The sequence below is a fragment of the Myxococcales bacterium genome (assembly GCA_016720545.1).
Taxonomy (GTDB): Bacteria; Myxococcota_A; Polyangia; order Polyangiales; family Polyangiaceae; genus JAAFHV01.
The window spans coordinates 163446-183823 of sequence record JADKKK010000035.1 but is presented as its reverse complement, the minus strand read 5'-3'; the positions used below and the strand labels follow the sequence as shown (position 1 = coordinate 183823).

The window sequence follows — 20378 nt, the reverse complement described above, 5'->3', positions numbered from 1 at the left end:
GGCAAACATCTGATCTACGAACGATAGCCTGCTGGGTCCGGAGCGCGATCGTGGCCGCCCCGGTCGTCCTCGCCTCCCTCCGCCGGCCGCGCGAGGCGTCGAGGCACGGCGAAGCTGACGCCGATCGCCGCGAGCAGGAGGGCAAACCCGAGGACGAGCGCGCTCGCCCCCCAGCCGACCAATGAATGGGGACGCGGGACGAGCGCCAGCACGCCCGACACCGCGACGCCGTGACCGACCACGAGGCCCGCGAAGCCGAGGACCAGTCGCCCGCGAGCGCGCCACGCGACGACGGCGGCGACGGCGAGGAAGAGCACGTCCACGAGGAGGTTGTGCGGAGGGAGCGAGCCGCCACGCCAGCCGGAGGTCCACTGCGCGACGTAGGTCGCCGCCAGCGTCCCGGTGATGAGCCGCAGTCGCTCCTCCGGGCTCACGCGCGCGAGGGCTTCGGTCGTCGTCCAGGCCTCGCGCTCGGTCGTCCTCACTCGGTAGGGCGATGGATCGTCCGGAGTCGAGCGGAGCGCCGGCACGACGGTGCGGAGGCGGGTTGCGGCCCGGACCGCGAGGGTCAAGGCGAAGAGCGCCGCGACGCTCGAGAGCTCGCTTGGCCGCGTGACCGCGAAGAGGGCCAGCGCGCCGCCGCCGGTCACCCAAACGCGGAGCTCGCGCGGCTGCCGCGCCACGACCAGCGCGAGGAGCGCCAGGACGACGCGGGCCCACGCGATGGGCGCTTCGCTCGCCCAGAACGCGACGTGGAGGGCAAAGAGGACTCCCCAGATGGCCCACGTGGCGAGCACCGTCCGGCGGAGCACGAGGCGGCCCCACGCGTCGAGCTCGGCCCGCGAGGTCACGCAGTCGGTCAGGTCGCGCGGGAAGACCACGCCGAGCGCGAAGACGAAGAGCGCCAGCAGTGTCCCGGCGTGCTCGGGTCCCAGCGCCACGAAGGTCCGCGGGAGAGCCGCGAGCCCGAGCGCTCCAAGGGTCGCCGCGAGCAGCGCGCGGGGCGCGATGCGGACGCGGAGCGCCCACCCGAGCGCGACGAGCTTGGCGACGAAGATGGCCAGCCAGAGCGCCGACAGCGTCACCCCGAGGGCGCCAAGGACCGCGCACGTCTCGGTGTGGAGCGTCAGATCGACCTGATACACGATCGCGATCAGCGCGAGCAGCACCGCGGGCCTCCGCTGGCCGACGCGCGTGAGGAGCGCCGCGCCGCCGATCAGCACGGCCGCGTACACCTCGGCCACGAGACCCACCGCGAGCGGGCCGTAGAGGCTCCCTTCGCTGGCGAGTCCCTTCGACACCAGGTTGAGGCCCGCCAAGACGAGCATCGCGCTCACGAGGTAGAGGGGGTTGTATTTCACGAACCAGAGGTGAAGGAGGTCCCTCCAGAACGGGCTCTTCTCTGGGGGGGTGGGGCGCGGTGCGCGCGGCGATGGGGGATCTTCGAATGGCATCGAGAGTCCAACTCAGCAACGCACGTGCCGCGCGGTTCGGACGGGACATTGTCGCGAATTGGTGGGGAAATCCTGGGTGTTCCCGTCGCCCGGGGGACAACTTGGCAGCTCGCCCGAGGCCTGGCCGCCAGATTGGCAGAGCGCGACGTTCGGCGGGCTCCTCCCGCGCGAGCGTTCGCGCCTTCCCCGAATGACGAGCGTTCCACGCCCGCGCCCTGGAGGGCGCCGCGCCGCGCCGCGCCGCGCCGCGCCGCGCCGCGCCCGCCGCGCTCCGTCGCTCCGTCGCTCCGTCGCTCGAGCGCTTCGCTAACGGCAGCGGCGTACCGAGACGTTGTCGTACGCCACGGTCACGCCAACCACGTCGCCAACGAGGTTGAGGAACGGACCCATTTGGAAGTAGACGTCCGCCGGTGGAGTTGTCCGCGGATTGAGGAAGGCGGGGTCGATGAGCGTCACCGTCGAGGTCCCAGCGGTGAGCTGTACGAGCGTCCCTCTCGTGGGATCCGAGGCAATGCGCAAGAGCACCTCGGTGGGCGCGCCGACCTTCACCGGGAGTCTTTGGCTCTCCGTGGAAAGGGGCGAGGCGTACACGAGGGAGAGGGTCCGCGCGACGCCGTCCTCGCTGCTGCGCGTCACCAGTTGCACGTTCTGGGGGAAGTAGCCGATGAGCTGCGCCAGCGTGTAGGACGCCTTGTTCTCCGCGAGGCTCACGTCGAAGCGGACCTCCACGAAGGCTGGCAAAGCAGGGGCGTTCGCCGGCGCGATGGGCGGCGAAGCCAAGACGGAGAAGCCCGCTCCGCTCGTTGTAAGTGTCACACCACCGTTGCTGAAGTCGACGCCGCCCACGTCCGCAGACTTCGTGTGCTTCCACGGACCGAGGGTCCCCGAGGAGAAATCGTCCGCGACGACGAGCGCGCACTGCGCCCCCGCGTCAGCGGAGGCGTCAGCCTCGCCCGGGGAGCCCGCGTCGATCCGGCTCCCGTCCAGCGGTGCCAGGGCGTCCGAGGGGACGGGGACGGGGACGGGGATGGGGCTCGCGTCCGGCGACTCGTTGACGGCGGTGCCGAAGGTGGTGCAAGCGTACGCCGCAAACAACCACGCGACGGAGACAGCTGGGAAGGCGCGGCGCATCGCCCGCCAGTATGCCCCCGGCAGGGCCTCGGTGCTACCGCCTCACGAGCGGCCGCGCCGCGATGACCTCGAGCGGGCGATCGATGACGGTCTCCGTGGTGATGTCGACCGCCACGCGCTCACCTTACTTACGACGGCGGTGCACTAGGCGACCGCGAGAGGCCCTGGACGTCGCCCCAAGCGCTCCGGCGCCCCATGGCGCGCTCATGCGCGGGCTCCGGCACAAACTTCACTCGCCCGGGCGGCATCGGCTACCAGCGAGGATGCGGTGGCGTACGGCAGTCGGGTTCTTCGTCGTCGGCGCGACCGGCGCGTGTGCGGCCTCCGCGGTGGTCGAGTCGCCTCGTGCGGTCGAGGTCCGTGACGCGGCGCCCGAAGCCAGCCCAGCACCCGAGGACGCCGGGGTGAGCGACGCGCCGCCCACTCCGTCTACGCCGCCTACCGACGCGGGGGCTCCGGTCGCCGACGACGCCGCGACCGACGCGTCCGCGCGCGCCTGCCCCCCGGGCGAGGTGGAGATTCCCCCGACGGGCCCCGAGGGATTCCGCATGATGAAGGGTCGCGAAGGCAGCCACAAGGTGGTGCTTACGCGTGCATTCTGCATGGACGAGAACGAGGTCACGGTGCGCCAATACGCGGCGTGCGTGGACGCCGGGCGCTGCCTCGAGCCGTGGACGAAAGACCCGTTCTCGACCTACCCGAAGCTGCCCGACCACCCGGTGAACCTCGTGAACTGGAAGAAGGCGCGCACGTACTGCGAGGCGGTAGGCAAGCGCCTGCCGACCGAGGCCGAGTGGGAGTGGGCGGCGACCGGTCCCGAGCAGTACAAGTACCCGTGGGGCAACGAGCCCGAGCCGTCGTGCGACCTCGTCGACTTCACGCAGTTCGGCGCGCCGAAGACCCGCGCTGGCGGTGACGTGGGCTGCCACGGCGGGGGGCCCTCGAAGGTCGGCGTGCATCCGGCGGGCGACCGACTCTGGCCCTCGGGCCACGTGCACGACCTCGCGGGGAACGTCTGGGAGTGGGTGGAGGACTCGTTCGCGCCGTTCGAGAAGGGCCAGGCCGACGCGCCTCCGAAGGTGGACCCGCTCGTGCGCAACCAGACCCCCATGCACCCGCTGCGAGGCGGCGCGTGGAATCGCTCGTTCGGTGGCATGGCGATCACGTTCCGCGCCGCGGCGCAGTTCACCTACCAAGTGCCCGGGGTCGGGCTGCGCTGCGTGCGCGGCGCGCCGCACCCCACGCCGCCTCCTCGGCACGACGTCGACGTCCCCGGCTGGCGGCCGCCGGTCAAGCACTGAGGCCCTGGCGCGGGTCGACGCGTGAAGTGACATCGCGTAGCGTGCCCGCCATGCCGGACAAGGAGTCTCCCCTGGCGTGGATGCCCGCCGACACGGCGGATCCGCGGGCGATTGGCCTGTCGCGGGAGGCGCTGCGCGACGCGGTGGATCTCATCCTCTGGGGCGGCGCGCTCCTCCTCCAAAGCGGCGCCGACACGGCCCTCGTCGAGCGCACCGTCGCGGGCCTCGCCAAGGGCCTCGGGGTCGACTCCATCGATGTACTCGTCTCGCCGAACGGCCTCGTGATCACCACGACCGAGGGCGAGGACTTTCGCACCAAGCTGCGCCGGGTGCCCGAGCTCGGCGTCGACCTCGCGAAAATGGCCGCCGTGGTCGAGGTGGCGCCGCGCGTGATGACGGGTGAGGTGTCTCGCGAGGCCCTGCGCGCGCGGCTCGCCGAGATCGAGCGCGCGGCGCACTACCCCCGATGGTGGGTGGCGCTCGCGATCGGCGCGGCGTGCGCCGCGTTCAGCCAGCTCTTTCAGGGCGGCGTCCGCGAGCTCGCGTGCACGCTCGTCGGCGGCGCGCTCGTGATGTCGCTCCGCCAGGCGCTCCACACGCGTCACGTGAATCCCTATCTTACGGTCCTCTCGGCCTCCCTCACGACGGGGCTGGCGCTCACCGCCCTCGCGACCGCGGTCCACGGGAGCGTGACCGTCTGCGTCTCCGCCACGGCGGTGCAGCTCATCCCCGGGGTGCTGTTCGTGCACGCGGGCCGGGACATGATCAAGGGCCACATCGTCACCGCCGTGGCGCGCGCCGCGAAGGCCACGACGATCGTGCTCGTCATCGCCGTAGGCCTCGCTGTGTCGGCCTCGATCACCCGCGCGCTCGGGGCGGCGGTTCAATGACGCCGCTCGCGTGGCTCGGGCTCCTGGCGCGCGACGCGGGCGCGACCCTCGTGGTCACGATCGGCTTCGCGCTGCTCTTCGCCGTGCCTCGCCGATACCTCCTCGGCTCGGCGCTCGCCGGCGTGCTGGGGCACGTGGGGCGCACCGTGGCGGTCGAGCGGGGCGTGCCGCTCGAGCTCGCGACGCTCATCGGGGCCACCACGATCGGTGTCGTGAGCGCGCTGCTCGCCCGACGCATGAGGGTGCCCATGTCGCTCTTCAGCATGAGCGCCATGATCGCCCTCGTCCCCGGCACGTTCGCCTACCGCACGATGCTGGCGCTCATCGCCCTCGTGAGCACGCCCTCGCCGCCGGTGAGCCTCGCGACCGACGCCCTCGTCCTCGGTACCCGCACGGCGTTCGTCGTGGCGGCGATCGCGGTCGGGGTCGTCTCTCCGAGCCTGTTTCTGGACCGCGCGCGCTGACGCGTCGGCGTCAGGTGAAGATGATCTGGGCGCCCTCGGCGAGGTCGTAGAAGTCGCCGGCGGTGATCACGTCCTTCACCTGCGGCAGGAGATCTTTGCCCTCGCGTTTGAACATCTTCATCGCGAGCTCGCACGCGAACAGCTCCGCGCCCGACTCGTCCAGGATCTGCATCATCTCACGGACCGTGGGGAGGTCGAGCTCGGCCATTTGCTTCTTCATCATCGAGGCCGCGAGGCTCTCCATGCCGGGGAGCCCGGCGAGCACGGTCGGCATGTTCGAGCTCGCGTTTCCGGCGAGGTTCATGTGCAGGTGGTCGACCTTCGACTCGGTGATGGCGTCGAGCCCCCAGAACGTGAAGAAGAGGAAGGCGTCAATGCCCGACTGCCGCGCGGCGTTCCCGAGGATGAGGCCCGGATAGACCTCATCGAGCCCGCCGTGAGAGACGATGATGGCAACTCTTCGTTTGGACGTGGCGACGTTCATCGAGGCTCCTCCTGGAGACGTAGAAGGCAATCAGCGGTCCCCTTCGTGGGGAGTCCGCGTTCGGGTGGCGAGATGTTCCCGTTCATGGCGAGCGCGGGCTCGCGGGGCTCAGATGCAGCCGGCGGGCTTCGGTATTCCCGCGATCTTGGCGATCGTGCGCGCGGGGGCCTTCGGGAACAGGCCGTAGAGGTCTTTGGTCGTCACTCCCGTGCCCTGGGTCAGGCGCCGAATGTTGGGCGCCGCGCCCGTGGCCTCGAAGTCCGCGCGGGCGAATCGAACCACCGCCCAGCGCGGCGCGTCGAGGGCGAGGCCGTGGGTCTCCGCGAGCTTCAGGGCGAGCCCTTCGGACCACGCGCCCGCGTCGGCGAGGTGCCCGTCCCGCGTGAAGGCGACGCCCTCGATCACCGCCGCGACCTCGGCGGGCTTGGTGCTCGACGCGGCACCCCCCTCGGACTGCGCGGCCGCGGGCTTGGGGGGCGAGGCGCGAGGTCGCTCCACGCCGAGCACAGGGCGCCGCCTCGCGCCGGTGACCGCGGCGAGCCGCGCCCGGGCGTCGGCGGGTCGCGGCGCCCTCCGCTTGGCGACGATCTCGGCGACGCGCCCCACGTGGCGTACCACGTCCATCATGACGGCCATGCCCTTCTGCACTTCCTCGTCGCGCGACGCGCGCACCATCCCGAGGATGCCGATGGGCTCGACCTGGTCGGCCTTCTGCAACGCCTCGCTCGCCTCGCCCGCCACCGCGAGCACCTCGGGCTGCGTCAACGTCCGCACGGTCTCCAGAATGGCCACGACCGAGTCGCCGAGCAGGCGCACGTCGTCGGGCGAGAAGCCCTCCACGATGCGCTCGCCCACGCCGACGAGCTCGCGCCCGAAGGCGAAGTAGCCCCTCTTTTCGAGCGCGTCGAGGCGCGTCGTGGCGGTCGCCATGACCTCCTTCAGGATGGGGCTCATCTCCGAGAACAGCTCGTCCTGCTTGCGCTGCCGCTCGGTGAGATCGTGCACCCTCGCGCTGAGGGCGTCGAGGCGGGCGAGGACTGTGTCAAGCTTGTCGGCCTCCATGTTCAGCTCCACTTCCCAGCCATGAGCATGCGGTGATCGAGGGGCAGCTCTTTGCCTGCCAAGAGGACGTTCCAATAAACCCACTTGAAGGCGAGCTTGCCCCAGTGGTTGATCTCGCTCTCCCCGAGCAGCGTGAACGGCCCCACCCCGGGGAGGGGGTATCGCCCGGGCAGCGGCTCGGTCTCGTAGTTGAAGTCGATCAACATCGCCTTGCCGTCGCCTGTCTCGATGAAGCAGTTCGCGTGCCCGTCGAACGCCGGCTCGGGCGGCTTGCCGTCGACGAAGCGGAGCACGTTCTCGAAGAGCACCTCCGACTGGAAGTGGGCGACGGCGCCCGCCTTCGAGGTGGGGAGATCGGTGGCGTCCCCGAGGGCGAACACGTTCGGGAAGCGCGGACTCTGCAGCGTGTGCTTGTCCGTGGGGAACCACCCGCCGGCGTCGGTCATCTGCGAGCGCGCGAGCGCCTCGGAGCCGCTGTGCAGCGGGGCCGTGACGAGCAGGTCGTACCCTAGCTCGCGGCCGTCGTACGACGTCATCGCGCGCTTCCCGCCGTCGACTCGAGCGAGCGAGTAGTCGCCGACCACCTCGATACCCCGCTTCGTGAGCATGTCGCCGAGGGCGGCCGACGCCTGCGGCTTGGTGAAGGCGCCCTCGAGGGGAGTCGCGTACACGAGCTCCACCTTGTCGCGAATGCCTCGCTTACGGAAGAACGCCTCGGCCAGAAACACGAACTCGAGCGGCGCGACAGGGCACTTGATGGGCATTTCGACGACGTTGACCACCAGGCGGCCGCCAGGCCAGTCGGCGAGCTTCTCCGCGAGCCCGAGCGCGCCGTCGAGTGTGTAGAAGTCGAAGGCGGTGTCGCGCCACCCCTCGGCGGTGAGGCCTTCGGTCTGCTCGGGCAGCACGCGAGAGCCGGTCGCGATGATCAGAATGTCGTACGCGAGCTTGTCGCCGCGCTTGAAGTGGATCACGCTCTCGTCGGGCGCGACGCGATCCACCTCGGCGAGGCGGAGCTCCACCCGGCGGTCGACGAGCTGCGTCCGCCGCTTGATCAAATCGTCGCGCCTATACATGCCGAATGGCAGGAAGAGCAGGCCCGGTTGATAGACGTGCTGGTCGTCGCGATCGACGACGACGATCTTCCAGGTGTCCTCCGGGAGCGCCTTGGCGAGCTTGTTCGCCATCATCGTCCCGGCTGTCCCTGCCCCTAAGATCACCGCTCGCTTCATGCGCGCCTCCTGCTCCGTGGGCATTGAGCAAGGTGTGTGCCTTGAAGTGACCGCGCGCATTTGCGCCATTTCGCGAGGTCTCTCGCGGCGCGCGCAAGGGGTTCGCGGGGCGGGCGCAGAAGCTGCGATCCGCCGACGCGACACGGGGCCGTAGCCCGCCTCGCCGCGAGCCCGTCAGGGCCGCGCGTACACGAAGCCGAGCTCGCCGCCACCTTCGTCGCGATCCTGCGGTGCGTGCTTACCTAGAAAAGTGACGGCTCTTCAGCTCGCGCGGCCAGGCACCTTGTGGCCGAGGCGCGTGATGCGCTCGGTCACGTCGCGGTAGCGCGGGTCCTTGCGCACGACCTTCTGGAAGTACGCGAGCGCCTCGCGCGGCATCTTCTTGGCCTCGTAAGCGTTGCCGAGCTCGTAGAGCAAGAGGGTCTCCTGCTGCGGCTCCTTCACGGGCGCGTTCAGACCCCGAAGGAAGGCCGTGACCGCCTCGGTGGTGTTGCCGCGCGCGAGCTCGAGGGTGCCGATCATGCTTTGGCAGACGCACTCCATCTCCTGGTCGCGCGAGGCCGTGTCGAACTCGCGGATGGCGTCGTCGATGAGCCCCATCTCCTTGTAGGCGACGGCGAGGTCGTAGTGGGTCTGCGAGTCGTCCTCGGCGACCTGGGTCTCCACGCCCTGCTTGAACTTGGCGAACACCTCTTCGACGTTCACCTGCTGGTCCGCCGAGCGGAAGCCGGCCGCCGCGGTGACGGGCGCCTCCGGATAGACGTCGAGGGACTCCGCGATAGCGAAGCTGCGATCGGTCTCGTCGTTGACGGGGCGCTCGTGCGCGCCGCTCGCCTCGGTCGGGTACTCGAGCTCCGCGAGCCGCTCCCGGAGCAGAGGGTGGTTCGGGTACCGCTCGAGCTGAGCGACGAGGATGTTGTAGGCGTCGTCGAAGAGCCCGCGGGAGGCGAAGAACTCGGACTCTTCGAGGGCCTCCTCGAGGCTGAGGCCCGTGGGAGCGGCGGAGCCGCCTGGCCGAGGGGGCACCGAGGGCGCGTCGCGCTCCTGCGCCTCCATCGTGAAGCGAGGCAGCCCGCCGGGCTCGCCACCGCGCGCCACGACATTCGGCGACGCGTACTGCGGCGACACGTCCTGCGGGCCCATCTCTTCGAGATCGTAGGAAGGCAGCTGCTGGCTGGCCTCGTCGGCATAGCCCTGCTCGGTGATCTCGCTGGCCTGGCTCGACTCGCCGTACTCGTCCACGACCTCGTAGCCGAGCTCGCGGAGCATCTCGATGGCGCGCCCGTTGCTTGGATCGTACGCGAGCACGTCCTGGAGCGTGCGGGCCGCGGCGTCGCCGTCGAGCGCGTCGACGTTCAGGCTCGCGACGAAGAGCATCGCCTGCACGGCGTCGTCGACCCGGTTGTCCTCGAGGTAGATGTCGCGCATCGCCTCGTAGACCTCGACGGAGCGGGGCTCGAGCTCGAGGGCTGCCACGAGCGCCTCGAGCGCCTTGGCGTAGAGGCGCACGCGGCGGAAAGCCGCGGCGCTCTCCAGAAGCTGGGGCACGTCCGCCGGCGGCGCCGGCTCCGACTCCGCCTGCGGGGGCGCGAAGGGCTCGGGCTCGGGCTCGGGCTCGGGCTCGGGCTCGGCCTCTTCCGCGTACTCGTCCGCCGACTCGTAGCTGCCGGAGTCCTCGACCTCTTCAGGCGGCGCCGCGAGGGGCCACGCCTGGCCGCCGCCGATCGCGGTCTGGGCGAACTGTGCCGCCGCGGGCTGCGGGACGGGAGGGGCCGGAGGAGCCGGAGGGGGCGCGGTGGCCTGCGGCGGTGGCACGTAGGCCTGCACGCGTTCGGGCATCGCCTGGCCCGCGAGGCGCTGGACCACGTCGTCGTGCGGCGCGAGCTGCAAGAGCCTCGTCGCGATCTCGCGGAACAGGTCGCGCTGGTCGCTGTCGCGTGCGACGCGCGCCATCTCCTTCTGCACCTCGATCGACTTCGCCGCCTGCCCGATCACGTTGAACGCGCGCGAAAGCAGGCCGAGAGTGTCGAGGTTGCGAGGGTCGGCCTGGAAGCAGAGCTGCAGCTTCGCGAGCGCGAGCATTCCGTCCTGCGGCTGCCCTCGCTCGAGGTAGAGCTCGGCGCAGAGTCGAGCCTGCTCGAGGTCGGTCTTGTGATGGAGCAGCCGCTCCAGCACCTTCACCGCGTCGTCGCGCCGGCCGATCTGCATGAGGAGCGTGGACGCCGCCTTGAACGACGAGACCGCGCCATCGAGGTCGCGCGTGCGGGAGAGGGCCTCCGCCAGGCGCAGGTGCGGGAGGGGGTTGCTCGGGTCGAGCTGCACGATCTTCTGGCACACCGCGATCGCCTCGGCGTCGCGTTGCTGGCGCTGAAAGCGCGTAGCGACCTCGTCGAGGGCCGCGAGCGCGTCGCTCACGAGGCCGAGCTGCTCGTACAGCTCCGCGAGCTTGGGCGTGATGTGCCCGTAGCGCTCGTCGAGCGTAGGGGCGTGCTTCGCGATGAGCTCCCGAATCTGCTTGTAGACCGCGATCGCCTTGAGCGCGAACCCCTGCTGGGCGTAGAGGCGCCCGACGCCCTCGTACGTCGCGATCGCGTCCGGGTACGTGCCCATCTTCGTCTGGAGATCGCCGATCTTCAGGAGAGTGCGCGCGTCGTTCGGATCCGCTGCGACGAGCCTTTGATACTCGATGACCGCCTTGTCGTACTTCTTCTTCTCGGCGTACTTCTGGGCGGCTTGGAGCACCTTCTCGCGGTCAATGGCCACGGGGGGATGTTCTCCTTCGGGTGCGGGGCGAGCGGGGCGAGCGGGGCGAGCGGGGCGAGCGGGGCAAGCGGGGCGAGCGGGGCAAGCGGGGCAAGCGGGGCAAGCGCGGGCTGGACGAGCAGGGCAGGCCGGGCAGGCTGGACGGGGCGGACAGGCTGGGGCGCAGGGCGGGCGCGCGCGCGGCGCGCGCTTCGAGCGCGGGGCGCGACCAGGCGGCGATGACGGGAGAGGCGGGAGACAGCACTAGGTCACGAGGCTCCCTTTGAGGACGGCAAAGACCAGGACGAGGAAGGTGGCGACGAGCAACGCACCCGTGAGAATAGCGCTGCTTTCAGCCCCTTGCATACTCCCTCCCGCAGCCTTTTTCGCCCGCGCGCCGAGCACGTGGTGGACGCCGATCACAGCGAAGGCGAAGAAGAGCTTGCCGTGGAACCAATGAAGGGTGAAGTAGGTCTTTGGATCGGCGGCGAGGCGCCCGACGCCCGCGAGGAAGCTCACCACGAACGCTGGCACCGCGGCGCGCAGGTAGAGAAGCTCGTAGGCCGCGCGCGCGACGGCACGCCCCTCGGCCTCGGCGAGGGACGCCGCGTGACGCGTGAGCCAGCCCACGGAGGCGATCGCGCCGATCCAGACGACGTTGGCCATGACATGGACGGCGACGAGCAAGAGAAGCATGAGCGACGTGAGGCACCTTAGTGCAGCAGCGGTTGGGCCCGGAGGAAAAAGAAGGGAAGCGACACCTCGCCCTAGGCTCGGGCCCGATCGACCTTCGTTCGTCCCCGCGGGGCTCACGACAGGTTCTGCGAGCGAACCGCTTCCGCTCGGCGGCGCGACCGCTTACGGTGGTGCGCCATGGCCACCGTGTCCGCCCTCTACAAGGCTCCCTTCGGCCCCGGCGGCCCCACCGAGATCGACGTCCAGCTCGCCGAGAAGCTGCTCGCCGTCGCGCTCTCCAAGGGCGCCGACTACGCCGATCTCTTCTTCGAGTACCGCGCCGCGGGGGGGCTCGTGTACGACGAGGGCATCCTGAAGAGCGCGTCCCGCGGCGTCTCGGTGGGCCTCGGTGTTCGGGCACAGAAGGGCGACGCCACGGGGTACGCGTACGTCGAGAAGCTCGACTGGGCGTCGATGCAGCACGCGGCGGCCACCGCGGCGCAGATCGCCGTCGAGGGAGGCGCGCTCGCGCCGGTGCGGGCCGTCGAAGTGGCGGTGCCCAAGCGCTACGAGCTCGACACCGTGACGCTCGACGTCGCGGGCCTCGAGAAGCGCGCCCTCCTCGAGCGCGCGGCGAAGCGGGCCGAGGCCTTCGATCCACGCGTCGTGAAGGTCGAGGCGAGCTTCGCCGAGGAGCTCCGCGAGATCCTGGTCGTCACCTCCGAGGGCCGCATGGCGCGCGACACGCAGCCGCTCATGCGGTTCGGCGTGCGGGTCATCGCCGAGCGCGACGGCAAGCGCCAAGAGGGCTCCTCCGGGGGCGGCGGGCGCAGCACGCTCGGGTACTTCGACGGCAAGTCGCCCGAATGGCACGCCGAGCAGGCCGCGTCGCTCGCGCTCCGCATGCTGGACGCCGAGGAGGCGCCCGCGGGCACCTTCGAGGTCGTCCTCGCGCCGGGCGACAGCGGGATCCTCCTCCATGAGGCGGTCGGGCACGGGCTCGAGGCCGACTTCAACCGGAAGGGCACGAGCAACTATTCTGGCCAGATCGGGCGCGAGGTCGCGAGCGAGCTGTGCACGGTCATCGACGACGCGACGCTGCTTCAGTCGCGCGGCTCGGTGAACGTGGACGACGAGGGCTTCGAGCCCTCGAGCTCGGTCCTCATCGAGAAGGGCGTCCTCCGAGGCTACATGCACGATCGGCACAGCGCCCGCCACTACGGCCGCGCGCCGAGCGGGAACGGGCGCCGCGAGAGCTTCGCGAGCGTGCCGCTTCCCCGCATGACCAACACCATCCTCACGGCTGGGCCCCACGACCCCGAGGAGATCCTCCGCACCGTGAAGAAGGGCATCTACGCGAAGAAGTTCGGCGGCGGGCAGGTCGACATCGCCAACGGCGATTTCGTGTTCTCGCTCACGGAGAGCTACCTCGTGGAGGACGGCAAGCTCACAGCTCCGCTGAAGGGCGTAAACCTCATCGGGAACGGGCCGGATGTGCTCCGCAAGGTCACCATGCTGGGGCACGACGTCGAGATCTCCGACGGCGTCTGGACCTGCGGAAAAGACGGGCAGAGCGTCCCCGTCGGCGTCGGCTGTCCGACCATCAAGATCTCGGCGATCACGGTCGGCGGCACGAAGGTCTGAGCGGTGTCGCGTGGCGCGCAGCCTGCGCCGGGCTCCCCACTGCCGCCGCAGCGGCCCTCGGGTGGACGCGTCGGTACGAAAGCGCGGGCGATCGTCGTCGTCGGCGACAAGCCGCGCCTGTGGGACGAGGGCACCGCCGCGACGGTGCTGCGCCAGCTCGGCGCCGAGGTGCTCACCCTCGACTTCTGGGACGAGCCGATCGCCCTGTGGGAGGAGGTAGGCAAGGCCACGGGCTACGGCGCGCCCGGCGCCCAGGTCCGGGCGGTCGTGGTCGAAGGGGGCGATCGTCCCGATCTGGCCGTGGCCGCGCTGCGAGGGCTACGCCGTGATCCGCAGCTCGCCGCCGTCCCCACGTTGCTCGCCCTGCCGGAGCGCCAGGTGGCGCGCGTGGAGCCGCAGTCCGGCTTCGAGGGCTTCGACGACTTCATCGTGCTGCCGTATTTCCCTGCCGAGCTCTACGCGCGCATCCGCCGGCTCGAGTGGCAGAAGAGCGAGTTTCTCACCGAGGAGCGCGTCAAGGTCGGGGGCCTCCTCATCGATCGTGCGGCGCGCGAGGTGAGCCTCGACGGGCACCGCGTGCCCCTCACGGCCAAGGAGTTCTCGCTCCTCGCGTTCCTGGCGCAGAGCCGCGGCCGCGTGTTCCCACGCTCCACCCTCCTCGCGCGCGTGTGGGGGCCGCGCTACGAAGGCGGCGCGCGGACGGTCGACATCCACGTGCGCCGCCTCCGCGCGAAGCTCGGCGACGCGCTCCCCCTCGAGACCCGCCGCGGCGCCGGCTACGTGCTGCGCGCGGCGGGCGAAGAGCGGGGCCGCACGTGAGCGGGCGCGTGAGAGCGCAGGGCCCGCGCTTGGTGGTGAGCACCGGTTGCCCGTCCGGGGTGGGGCCGGACGTGAGCCTGCTCGCCGCGCGCGCGCTTCCGCGGGGCGCGCGCGCGGTGCTGCTCGGCGACATGGGCTGCCTGCAGGAGCGGGCGCGCGCGGTGGGCGTAGACCCGTCGCGGCTGGTCCGCGTCGCGACCGCCGCCGAGGGCTTCTCGCTGGAGCGCGGCCTCCTCGGCGTCGTGACGCCGCATCGCGCGCTCTCTCCCCGCGATCGCCGCGCTGGCGCCCCGTCGAAGGCGGGCGGCGCGGCCCAGCTCGCCTACGTCGACCTGGGCGCCGACTGGGCACGCGATGGGCTCGCCGACGCCCTGGTCACCGGCCCGGTCAGCAAGGCCGCGGTCGTGCGTTCCGGCGCGCCGGGCTCGCGCGGCTTCGCCGGCCACACCGAGCACCTCATGAGGCGCCTCGGCGCGCCCAGCGTGACCATGGCGTTTTGGTCAAGTAGATTCACCACATCGCTCGTCACCACTCACCTCGCCTTGCGCCAGGTGTCGAGGGCGATCACGCGTCACGAGGTGCTGCGCGCCACGCTTCACACGGCGCGGTTCCTCGCGGATCTCGAGTCCGGTCCGGTCGCCCTCGCGGTGGCCGGCCTGAACCCGCACGCGGGCGAGGAGGGCCTCCTCGGCGGAGAGGAGATCGCCGAGATCGCGCCCGCCGTCCGCGCCGCCCGCCGCGCGCTCGGTCGAGACGTGACCACCGCGCGGGTCTCGGTGGCGGGGCCCGTCCCCGCGGAGACCGCGCTCCGCCTCGCCGCGGAGGGCGCGTACGCGGGCGTCGTCGCGATGTTCCATGATCAGGCGACGATCGCGATGAAGCTCACGGGCTTCGGCGAAGCGGTGAACGTCTCGCTCGGGCTGCCCATCGTGCGCACCAGCGTCGACCACGGCACCGCCTACGATCGCGCGGGCACCGGCGCCGCCGACGCGCGCGGCATGCGCGAGGCCATCGGGCTCGCCGCGAGGATGGCCCGCGCGAGGGCTGAGCGATAGAAGCCCTCGCAAGTGCGCGGGTCTTCATGCGTCCGGGGTCGGCTCGCCGGTGGAGACTCGCTAGCCGACGAGGAGCAACGAAGCACGCTAGTCGCGCACGCCGTCGATGAGCTCCTGGGGCTTGCCACCCTTCGGGGCCTCGGGCTCCTTGGCGACCTCGGGCGGGGTGGACGCCGGGTGCTCATCGCCCCCCGTGACGGCCGGCGGCTCCGAGGGCTTCGCCGCCTTCAGGGGCCACTCGGTGACGTAGTGCGGTGACTCGCCGGGGCCGCTCGCGTCGATCCACGAGACGTGGCCGGCGCCGGGATCCCGCACGTCGACGTGCACGAACGACGAGTTCGGGTAGTAGCCGCAGCCCGTGTCCGGGATAGACTTGCAGAAGGCGACGAGCTCCTCGTTCTCGACGCCCTCGACCCGGATGTCCATAGCTCGGCCGTGGGCGTGCTGGCTTCCCGCGGAGGCGGGGCGGTAGCCGGAGACCACCGAGACACGGAGCGGGCGCCCGGGCTTCTGGAAGTGCCCTGCGATGAGGTCGAGGCGCTCGGCGAGGCCCGGATCGACTCGCTTGATCTGCGAGGGGAGGACGTCCTCGCGCTTCTCGGCCTCGGCTTTGCCAGCCTTGCCGACCTCGTGAGCAGACTTCGCCTTTTTGGAGAGCGACCCAGGTCTCGGCGTCGACCGGAGGTCGAGCACCGGCCGCGCCACCTGACTTGGGCGCAACGCGACGCTGAGGCGCTCAAGCGCTAAAGGGGCGAGGCCTCCTTCACAGCGCTGCAGCGCGAATCGATCGATCTCGGCGCCGCGCACGAGCTCCACGGGGTCGTGCAGGCACTCCCGCGCCGCCTTCGGCTGGGCTGCGGTCTTGGGGCACCCGCCCTCCTTCGCCGCCGCCGCGGGCTTCGGCGCCGCCTTGGGCGCCTTGTCCTCGGGCTTGGCGCCGCGCGGCTCGTGGCCGGGACGAGGCGCGGCCTTCGCGGCGCCCTCGCCGAGCTCGCGGGCAGAGGCCCGCTGGAGCGCGGCGGCGGGCAGCAGCGGCAGCGGCTTCTTCGCGCCGTGCGAGGTGCGCTCGATCGAGGCGGGGCTCGGCCGCTGCTCCTCGCGCTTGTTCGCGAGGTGCGCGTGGCGATCGGCGCGGTCGGGGCCGGCGGAGGGCCGCTCGACGTGCCGGGCAGAGACCTTCGTGACGAGCACGCCGCGAGTGACGCTCGGCTCGTGGTGACCCACGTCGACGTGACCGCGGGTCTGCGCACGCGCGTGCCGCGGCTTCGCGGGCGCGCGAACAGGTGCACTGACGGGCTTGGGGGCGGCGGCAGCGGGGGCCGGCTCGCCCTTCGCAGCGGGGTGGCGACTCGACCGCGTGTGGGCCGACGGGCTCGCCGAGGCCGAGAACGGGACGAGGAGAGCGAGCGCAACGAGAGAGGCGAGACGCTTCATGATTCACCCTCCATTAGGGCGGGGCACCGGACTGGTGCGATGTCGGCCGTTATCCCACACGCTCGCACCCTGTCCCAAGAAAGCGGCGTCGATTGTTGGTTCGTCCTTCTCCGGTGGCCGAAGACCGGCGAGAACCACCCCCGCCATGGACAAGTCCGCCTTCGAATCCCGCCTGCGCGACCTGCTCGCGTCGTTCCGCACGACCACGGCGAACGCGGGCTGCCTCGCCTGCACGTCGTGCGAGTCATGTGTGGACTGCACGTTCTGCGTGCGGTGCACCAAGACGACGCGATCGAACTACTGCGAGGACTGCCACGGCTGCACCGAGTCGTCGCACTGCAGCGGAAGCCGCGAGCTGCACGGGTGCACGCACTGCCGCGACTCGGAGCGCTGCCGCGCGTCGGCCTACCTCGTGCGCTCGTTCGACTGCAACGGCTGCACGTACTGCTACGGCTGCGTGGGCCTCACTCGGAAGGACTTCCACATCCTCAACGAGCCCTACGATCGCGCGAGCTACTTCGACCTCGTCAAGCGCCTCGAGCAGGGCGCCCCGAGGCGCTGACGTGCGCGCGGTCGTGCAGCGCGTGGCCTCGGCGAGCGTCGTCGTCGCGGGTGAGGTGGTCGGCTCCGTGGGCCATGGCCTCCTCGTTTACCTCGGCTGCGGCAGGGGCGATCTCGCATCCGACGCCGCGTGGATGCTGGACAAAATCGTCGGGCTCCGCGTGTTCGAGAACGGTGCCGGCAAGCTCGACCGCGCCCTCCTGGATGTGGGCGGCGAGCTCTTGGTCGTCAGCCAGTTCACGCTCTACGGCGACCTCCGCAAGGGGCGAAGACCGAGCTTCGAGGGGGCCATGGCGCCCGACGAGGCCGCGCAGCTCTACGCGGGCTTCGTGGCGCTCGCGCGTGAGCGTTACCCGACGCTCGGCGTGGCGACGGGGCGGTTCCGGGCCGACATGCGCGTCACGTCCGTGAACGAGGGCCCCGTGACGCTCTGGCTCGAGAGCCCAAGACCCGCGGAGATGGTGTCGTGAGCGACGCGGCGCCCGACCCCAATGACAGCCCGGGCCCGTCCATCGACGCAGAGGCGCACCCGGCCCCGGGCAGCGCCGACGCGCTCTTCGAGGCGCTCTGGGCGAAGGTGCTCGGCTCGTGGGACGACGACAAGCCGCACGCGGCCGTCTTGGAATATGCGCTGCGCAGCGAACGCCTGCCCGATCTGGCGGGGCGCTATCGGGCCCAGCTCACCGTGGAGGGGCACGAGGCGCGCGCGCAGAAGCGCCTCGACGCCATCGTGGCGGCGGCGACCCAGCTGCTCTTCGCGCAGCGCGCGCCGAGGCGCGAGAAGGCGCCGTGGCAGCTCACGGTCGGCGTGGGGCTCGTGTGCGTGGTCGTGCTCGTGTGGCTCGCGTTCAAAGTACTGCGCTGAGCTGCCTGAGGCGCGCCAGTCACGCGCCGGATCTCGACGACGAAGCTCGCGTGACCCTCGCGCTGCCAGCCACGCAGGCGTCGCCGTTCGTTGCTGGCGCGTCAGGCCGCGCCGCACGCGGCGCAGCCCGGCGCGCGATCGAAGCCGAGGGCGCGAAAACGGCTCGTCCTCGCGTCGAAGTGAAGCAGCGTGCCGACGAGCGGGTCGCCGTACCCCAGGAGCACCTTCAAGGCCTCGTGGGCCTGCAGCAGGCCGATGACGCCCGGCACCACGCCCAGCACGCCCTCCTCCGCGCAGGTCGGGGCCATGCCGTCGCCGGGGGGGCTCGGGTGGAGGCACACATAGCAGGGGCCGCGCCCGGGCAGGCGCGTGGTGACCTGCCCCTCGAAGCGCGCGACGGCGCCGAACACCGCGGGCACCTCGAGCTCGCAGGAGGCGCGGTTCACCTCAGCGCGCGCGGCGTAGTTGTCGGTCGCGTCGACGAGCAGATCGTGCCCACCGAGCAGCGCGATGGCGTTCTCCCGACCGAGGGGGAGCGCGCGCCCTTCGACCGTGAGCCGCGGCGTGCGGGCGAGCAGGGCGGCGCGCGCCGCGCTCACTTTGGGCGTGCCCACGTCGTCGGTGCGAAAGAGCACCTGCCTGTGGAGGTTGTCGAGCGACACCAGGTCGGGGTCCACGAGGGTGAGGTGCCCGACGCCTGCGGCGGCGAGGTAGAGGGCTGCGGGGCAGCCCAGGCCGCCGACGCCGACGATGGCGACGCGGGCGCGCGCGAGCCGCGCCTGGCCGCGCGGGCCTACCTCGGGCAGACGCAGCTGCCGCGCGTAGCGCCGCGCGTCGTCGGGGTGCGGGACCGCCGCGCCCGCGGCTGGCAGCCCACGGGCTAGCCACTCCAGCATGCCCGACGCGGCGGCGCGGGCTCCGGACAACCCGAGGCGCGACAGCGCATCCCGCGCGCGTGCGGCGCGCCTCCCCGAGGCGCAGAACGTGACGACGAGCGCGCCGGGGTCGAGGTCGGCGACGAGAGCGAGGGGTGCGAGGGGTGCGAGGGGTGCGAGCGCGTCGCGCGAGGCCGCGGACTCCAGCTGCGAGAGCGGGAGCGAGCGCGCACCCGGCACGTGCGCCGCCTCGAACTCGTCGGCCTCGCGCACGTCGAGGAGCGCGAGCGGCTCGCCCCGCGCGAGCGCTTCCGCGAGCTCATCGAGCGGCAGATCAGGAGCGGTCGGCGCGTCAGGCATGCAGCTCGACGCGAAGACGGGTGTAGAGTGCACGCGCGTCGGCGGGGCGGTCGGCGTCCGGGCCCGTGCAGATGGTGGCGAACGGCCGGAACCGCACGGTGTCGGCCGTGGTGCCGAGCGCCTCGAGGGCGTCCTGGAGCATGCGCCCGAGCCCGTACAGATCGTCGCGAGGGTCGCTCGGCCGGCCGGCGAGGCGCTCGGGCGACACGTACCCGAGGCTGCCGGCGGGGCTCGGCTCGCCGAAGCGACGCGCGATGCCGAAGTCGGTGAGGATGGGCGTGTCGAGGTCGTGGAGGAGCACGTTCGCGGGCTTCACGTCGTGATGGACCCAGCCGGCCGCGTGCACCCGCGCGAGCGCGGCGACGAGCGGGAAGAGCCACCGGTCGATGGGGAGCAGCGCTGCGCGATCGCGCGCTCGGATGAGCTCGCGGAAGGCGCCGAGGGGCGCCCACGCCAGCGCGAGCCACCCGTGCTCCGGGTCGAGATCGTAGACGCGCACTACCCCGCGTCCCGCGAGCGCGCTGGCGACCCTCGCCTCGTGGCGGAGTTGCTCGGCGTCGCGCTCGGGGTGGTGATAGACCTTCAGCGCCACGCGGCGCTCGAGCTCGCGATCGACGGCTTCGTACACCGCCCCGGCTCCGCCACGCGCGATCTCGCGCAGCAGCTCGAACGGCGCGTCGGCCTCGCGCACGACCATGGTCGCGCCCGCCGGCACGCTCCGCTGCGGCACGGCGAGCCCGAGCTCCGCCCGGAACCGCGCGTGGCGCTCCTTCGCCCCGGGGTGATCGAGGTCGCGGAGGAGCACCCGCTCGACGCACGCGAGCGCCGTGGGCACGTCGCCGGACTCGGCCGCCAGGTCGGCGCGCAAGAGGAGGCCGCTCGGGTGCGTGACCGGGGTGAGGAGCCGGAGCGCCGTCGCTCGCTCGCCGCGGTCGACCAGCATCGCGCTCGCTGCCAGCGCGATGGCGTCGGGGAGCGGCTGGCCCGTCGTCGCGGCGAAGAGCACGTCGAGCGCGCGGCCTTCCAGCGGGGAAGCGCGCAGGCTCGCGAGGACGCTCAGCACCTCCTGCTCGGAGGGGCCTCCCTCGCGGCCCGCACGGGCGAGCACCTGGAGCTCCCGCGGGGACGCGGGCTCCGCCCCGCGCGTCGCCGAGGGCTCCGCCACCGGCGGGGGCGGGCCCGCGGGGACGCGTCGAAACCTGTCGAAGAGGCCCACGCGCGCATCGTGCCTCGCGGGCGACCGGGCGACAAGCGAGACGGCCGCAACATCGCGCACTTGCCCGAGCAGGCAGGTCCCCGGCGCCCGCCAACCAAATCGTTGCGAGACAGC

The 20378-nt window shown here is 71.8% G+C and carries 19 protein-coding genes; 9 read left to right on the top strand and 10 right to left on the bottom strand.

Going from position 1 to position 20378, the window contains the following annotated elements; translation table 11 throughout:
- Window positions 1–14: 14 nt before the first annotated feature.
- Window positions 15–1361 carry a hypothetical protein gene (locus IPQ09_29375; GenBank protein ID MBL0198258.1) on the bottom strand — a complete coding sequence of 449 codons (1347 nt, stop codon included), beginning with the start codon at window positions 1359–1361 and terminating at the stop codon, window positions 15–17.
- A gap of 399 nt (window positions 1362–1760) precedes the next feature.
- Window positions 1761–2585: a hypothetical protein gene (locus IPQ09_29370; protein MBL0198257.1), complete on the bottom strand. Its 825-nt coding sequence runs from the start codon at window positions 2583–2585 to the stop codon at window positions 1761–1763.
- A gap of 263 nt (window positions 2586–2848) precedes the next feature.
- Here IPQ09_29370 and IPQ09_29365 point away from each other — a divergent pair, with 263 nt between their 5' ends.
- From IPQ09_29365 to IPQ09_29355, 3 genes are read left to right on the top strand one after another with little or no spacing between them, the layout of a single operon-like run.
- The gene (locus IPQ09_29365; GenBank protein MBL0198256.1) at window positions 2849–3886 is read left to right on the top strand and encodes a formylglycine-generating enzyme family protein; all 1038 of its coding nucleotides are present in this window, start codon (window positions 2849–2851) and stop codon (window positions 3884–3886) included.
- A gap of 50 nt (window positions 3887–3936) precedes the next feature.
- Window positions 3937–4776, top strand: coding sequence for a threonine/serine exporter family protein (locus tag IPQ09_29360; protein MBL0198255.1), 840 nt, complete (start codon window positions 3937–3939; stop codon window positions 4774–4776).
- On the top strand, window positions 4773–5240 hold the full coding sequence (locus IPQ09_29355) for a threonine/serine exporter family protein (GenBank protein ID MBL0198254.1): 468 nt from the start codon (window positions 4773–4775) through the stop codon (window positions 5238–5240). Before IPQ09_29360 ends, IPQ09_29355 begins: the two co-directional genes overlap by 4 nt.
- A gap of 10 nt (window positions 5241–5250) precedes the next feature.
- On the opposite strand, the gene IPQ09_29350 is transcribed toward IPQ09_29355, so the two are convergent.
- The 5 genes from IPQ09_29350 to IPQ09_29330 form a co-directional block, all read right to left on the bottom strand.
- Window positions 5251–5724, bottom strand: coding sequence for a DsrE/DsrF/DrsH-like family protein (locus tag IPQ09_29350; GenBank protein MBL0198253.1), 474 nt, complete (start codon window positions 5722–5724; stop codon window positions 5251–5253).
- 108 nt (window positions 5725–5832) lie between these two features.
- Window positions 5833–6798, bottom strand: coding sequence for a TusE/DsrC/DsvC family sulfur relay protein (locus tag IPQ09_29345; GenBank protein MBL0198252.1), 966 nt, complete (start codon window positions 6796–6798; stop codon window positions 5833–5835).
- A complete protein-coding gene (locus IPQ09_29340; GenBank protein MBL0198251.1) occupies window positions 6789–8018 on the bottom strand; it encodes an NAD(P)/FAD-dependent oxidoreductase in 1230 nt (409 codons plus the stop codon). The genes IPQ09_29345 and IPQ09_29340 overlap by 10 nt, the downstream gene beginning before the upstream one ends.
- Before the next feature lie 261 nt (window positions 8019–8279).
- Window positions 8280–10781: a tetratricopeptide repeat protein gene (locus IPQ09_29335; protein ID MBL0198250.1), complete on the bottom strand. Its 2502-nt coding sequence runs from the start codon at window positions 10779–10781 to the stop codon at window positions 8280–8282.
- Between the two features lie 243 nt (window positions 10782–11024).
- Window positions 11025–11456, bottom strand: coding sequence for a CopD family protein (locus IPQ09_29330; protein ID MBL0198249.1), 432 nt, complete (start codon window positions 11454–11456; stop codon window positions 11025–11027).
- A gap of 177 nt (window positions 11457–11633) precedes the next feature.
- Here IPQ09_29330 and tldD point away from each other — a divergent pair, with 177 nt between their 5' ends.
- The 3 genes from tldD to IPQ09_29315 all read left to right on the top strand — a co-directional run bounded on the left by tldD (window position 11634) and on the right by IPQ09_29315 (window position 14953).
- Window positions 11634–13079, top strand: a complete 1446-nt coding sequence (gene tldD / locus IPQ09_29325) for a metalloprotease TldD (GenBank protein ID MBL0198248.1) — start codon at window positions 11634–11636, stop codon at window positions 13077–13079.
- A 147-nt stretch (window positions 13080–13226) separates the two neighbouring features.
- Entirely contained in the window at window positions 13227–13898 is a 672-nt protein-coding gene (locus tag IPQ09_29320) for a winged helix-turn-helix domain-containing protein (GenBank protein MBL0198247.1), read from the top strand.
- Window positions 13899–13957: 59 nt separating this feature from the next.
- The gene (locus IPQ09_29315) at window positions 13958–14953 is read left to right on the top strand and encodes a 4-hydroxythreonine-4-phosphate dehydrogenase PdxA (protein MBL0198246.1); all 996 of its coding nucleotides are present in this window, start codon (window positions 13958–13960) and stop codon (window positions 14951–14953) included.
- An 87-nt stretch (window positions 14954–15040) separates the two neighbouring features.
- Here IPQ09_29315 and IPQ09_29310 read toward each other — a convergent pair whose 3' ends face one another.
- The gene (locus IPQ09_29310; GenBank protein MBL0198245.1) at window positions 15041–16387 is read right to left on the bottom strand and encodes a YcbK family protein; all 1347 of its coding nucleotides are present in this window, start codon (window positions 16385–16387) and stop codon (window positions 15041–15043) included.
- A 145-nt stretch (window positions 16388–16532) separates the two neighbouring features.
- Here IPQ09_29310 and IPQ09_29305 point away from each other — a divergent pair, with 145 nt between their 5' ends.
- The 3 genes from IPQ09_29305 to IPQ09_29295 are packed head-to-tail and all read left to right on the top strand — an operon-like array spanning window position 16533 to window position 17813.
- The gene (locus tag IPQ09_29305; GenBank protein ID MBL0198244.1) at window positions 16533–16949 is read left to right on the top strand and encodes a hypothetical protein; all 417 of its coding nucleotides are present in this window, start codon (window positions 16533–16535) and stop codon (window positions 16947–16949) included.
- A gap of 1 nt (window position 16950) precedes the next feature.
- The gene (locus tag IPQ09_29300) at window positions 16951–17418 is read left to right on the top strand and encodes a D-tyrosyl-tRNA(Tyr) deacylase (protein MBL0198243.1); all 468 of its coding nucleotides are present in this window, start codon (window positions 16951–16953) and stop codon (window positions 17416–17418) included.
- Window positions 17415–17813: a hypothetical protein gene (locus tag IPQ09_29295; protein MBL0198242.1), complete on the top strand. Its 399-nt coding sequence runs from the start codon at window positions 17415–17417 to the stop codon at window positions 17811–17813. Before IPQ09_29300 ends, IPQ09_29295 begins: the two co-directional genes overlap by 4 nt.
- A 101-nt stretch (window positions 17814–17914) precedes the next feature.
- Here IPQ09_29295 and IPQ09_29290 read toward each other — a convergent pair whose 3' ends face one another.
- Together IPQ09_29290 and IPQ09_29285 are read right to left on the bottom strand one after the other, a co-directional pair.
- The gene (locus IPQ09_29290; protein ID MBL0198241.1) at window positions 17915–19048 is read right to left on the bottom strand and encodes a ThiF family adenylyltransferase; all 1134 of its coding nucleotides are present in this window, start codon (window positions 19046–19048) and stop codon (window positions 17915–17917) included.
- Window positions 19041–20264 (bottom strand): serine/threonine protein kinase, encoded by a 1224-nt coding sequence (locus IPQ09_29285; protein MBL0198240.1) that lies wholly within the window; start codon window positions 20262–20264, stop codon window positions 19041–19043. Before IPQ09_29285 ends, IPQ09_29290 begins: the two co-directional genes overlap by 8 nt.
- Between the last annotated feature and the right edge of the window lie 114 nt (window positions 20265–20378).

What these genes read in the sequence shown, in the direction of transcription:
- IPQ09_29370 (MBL0198257.1), bottom strand. Translation starts at nt 2,585, where the DNA reads ATGCGCCGCGCCTTCCCAGCTGTCTCCGTCGCGTGGTTGTTTGCGGCG.
- IPQ09_29365 (MBL0198256.1), top strand. Translation starts at nt 2,849, where the DNA reads ATGCGGTGGCGTACGGCAGTCGGGTTCTTCGTCGTCGGCGCGACCGGC.
- IPQ09_29360 (MBL0198255.1), top strand. Translation starts at nt 3,937, where the DNA reads ATGCCGGACAAGGAGTCTCCCCTGGCGTGGATGCCCGCCGACACGGCG.
- IPQ09_29355 (MBL0198254.1), top strand. Translation starts at nt 4,773, where the DNA reads ATGACGCCGCTCGCGTGGCTCGGGCTCCTGGCGCGCGACGCGGGCGCG.
- IPQ09_29350 (MBL0198253.1), bottom strand. Translation starts at nt 5,724, where the DNA reads ATGAACGTCGCCACGTCCAAACGAAGAGTTGCCATCATCGTCTCTCAC.
- IPQ09_29340 (MBL0198251.1), bottom strand. Translation starts at nt 8,018, where the DNA reads ATGAAGCGAGCGGTGATCTTAGGGGCAGGGACAGCCGGGACGATGATG.
- IPQ09_29330 (MBL0198249.1), bottom strand. Translation starts at nt 11,456, where the DNA reads ATGCTTCTCTTGCTCGTCGCCGTCCATGTCATGGCCAACGTCGTCTGG.
- tldD (MBL0198248.1), top strand. Translation starts at nt 11,634, where the DNA reads ATGGCCACCGTGTCCGCCCTCTACAAGGCTCCCTTCGGCCCCGGCGGC.
- IPQ09_29310 (MBL0198245.1), bottom strand. Translation starts at nt 16,387, where the DNA reads ATGAAGCGTCTCGCCTCTCTCGTTGCGCTCGCTCTCCTCGTCCCGTTC.
- IPQ09_29305 (MBL0198244.1), top strand. Translation starts at nt 16,533, where the DNA reads ATGGACAAGTCCGCCTTCGAATCCCGCCTGCGCGACCTGCTCGCGTCG.
- IPQ09_29290 (MBL0198241.1), bottom strand. Translation starts at nt 19,048, where the DNA reads ATGCCTGACGCGCCGACCGCTCCTGATCTGCCGCTCGATGAGCTCGCG.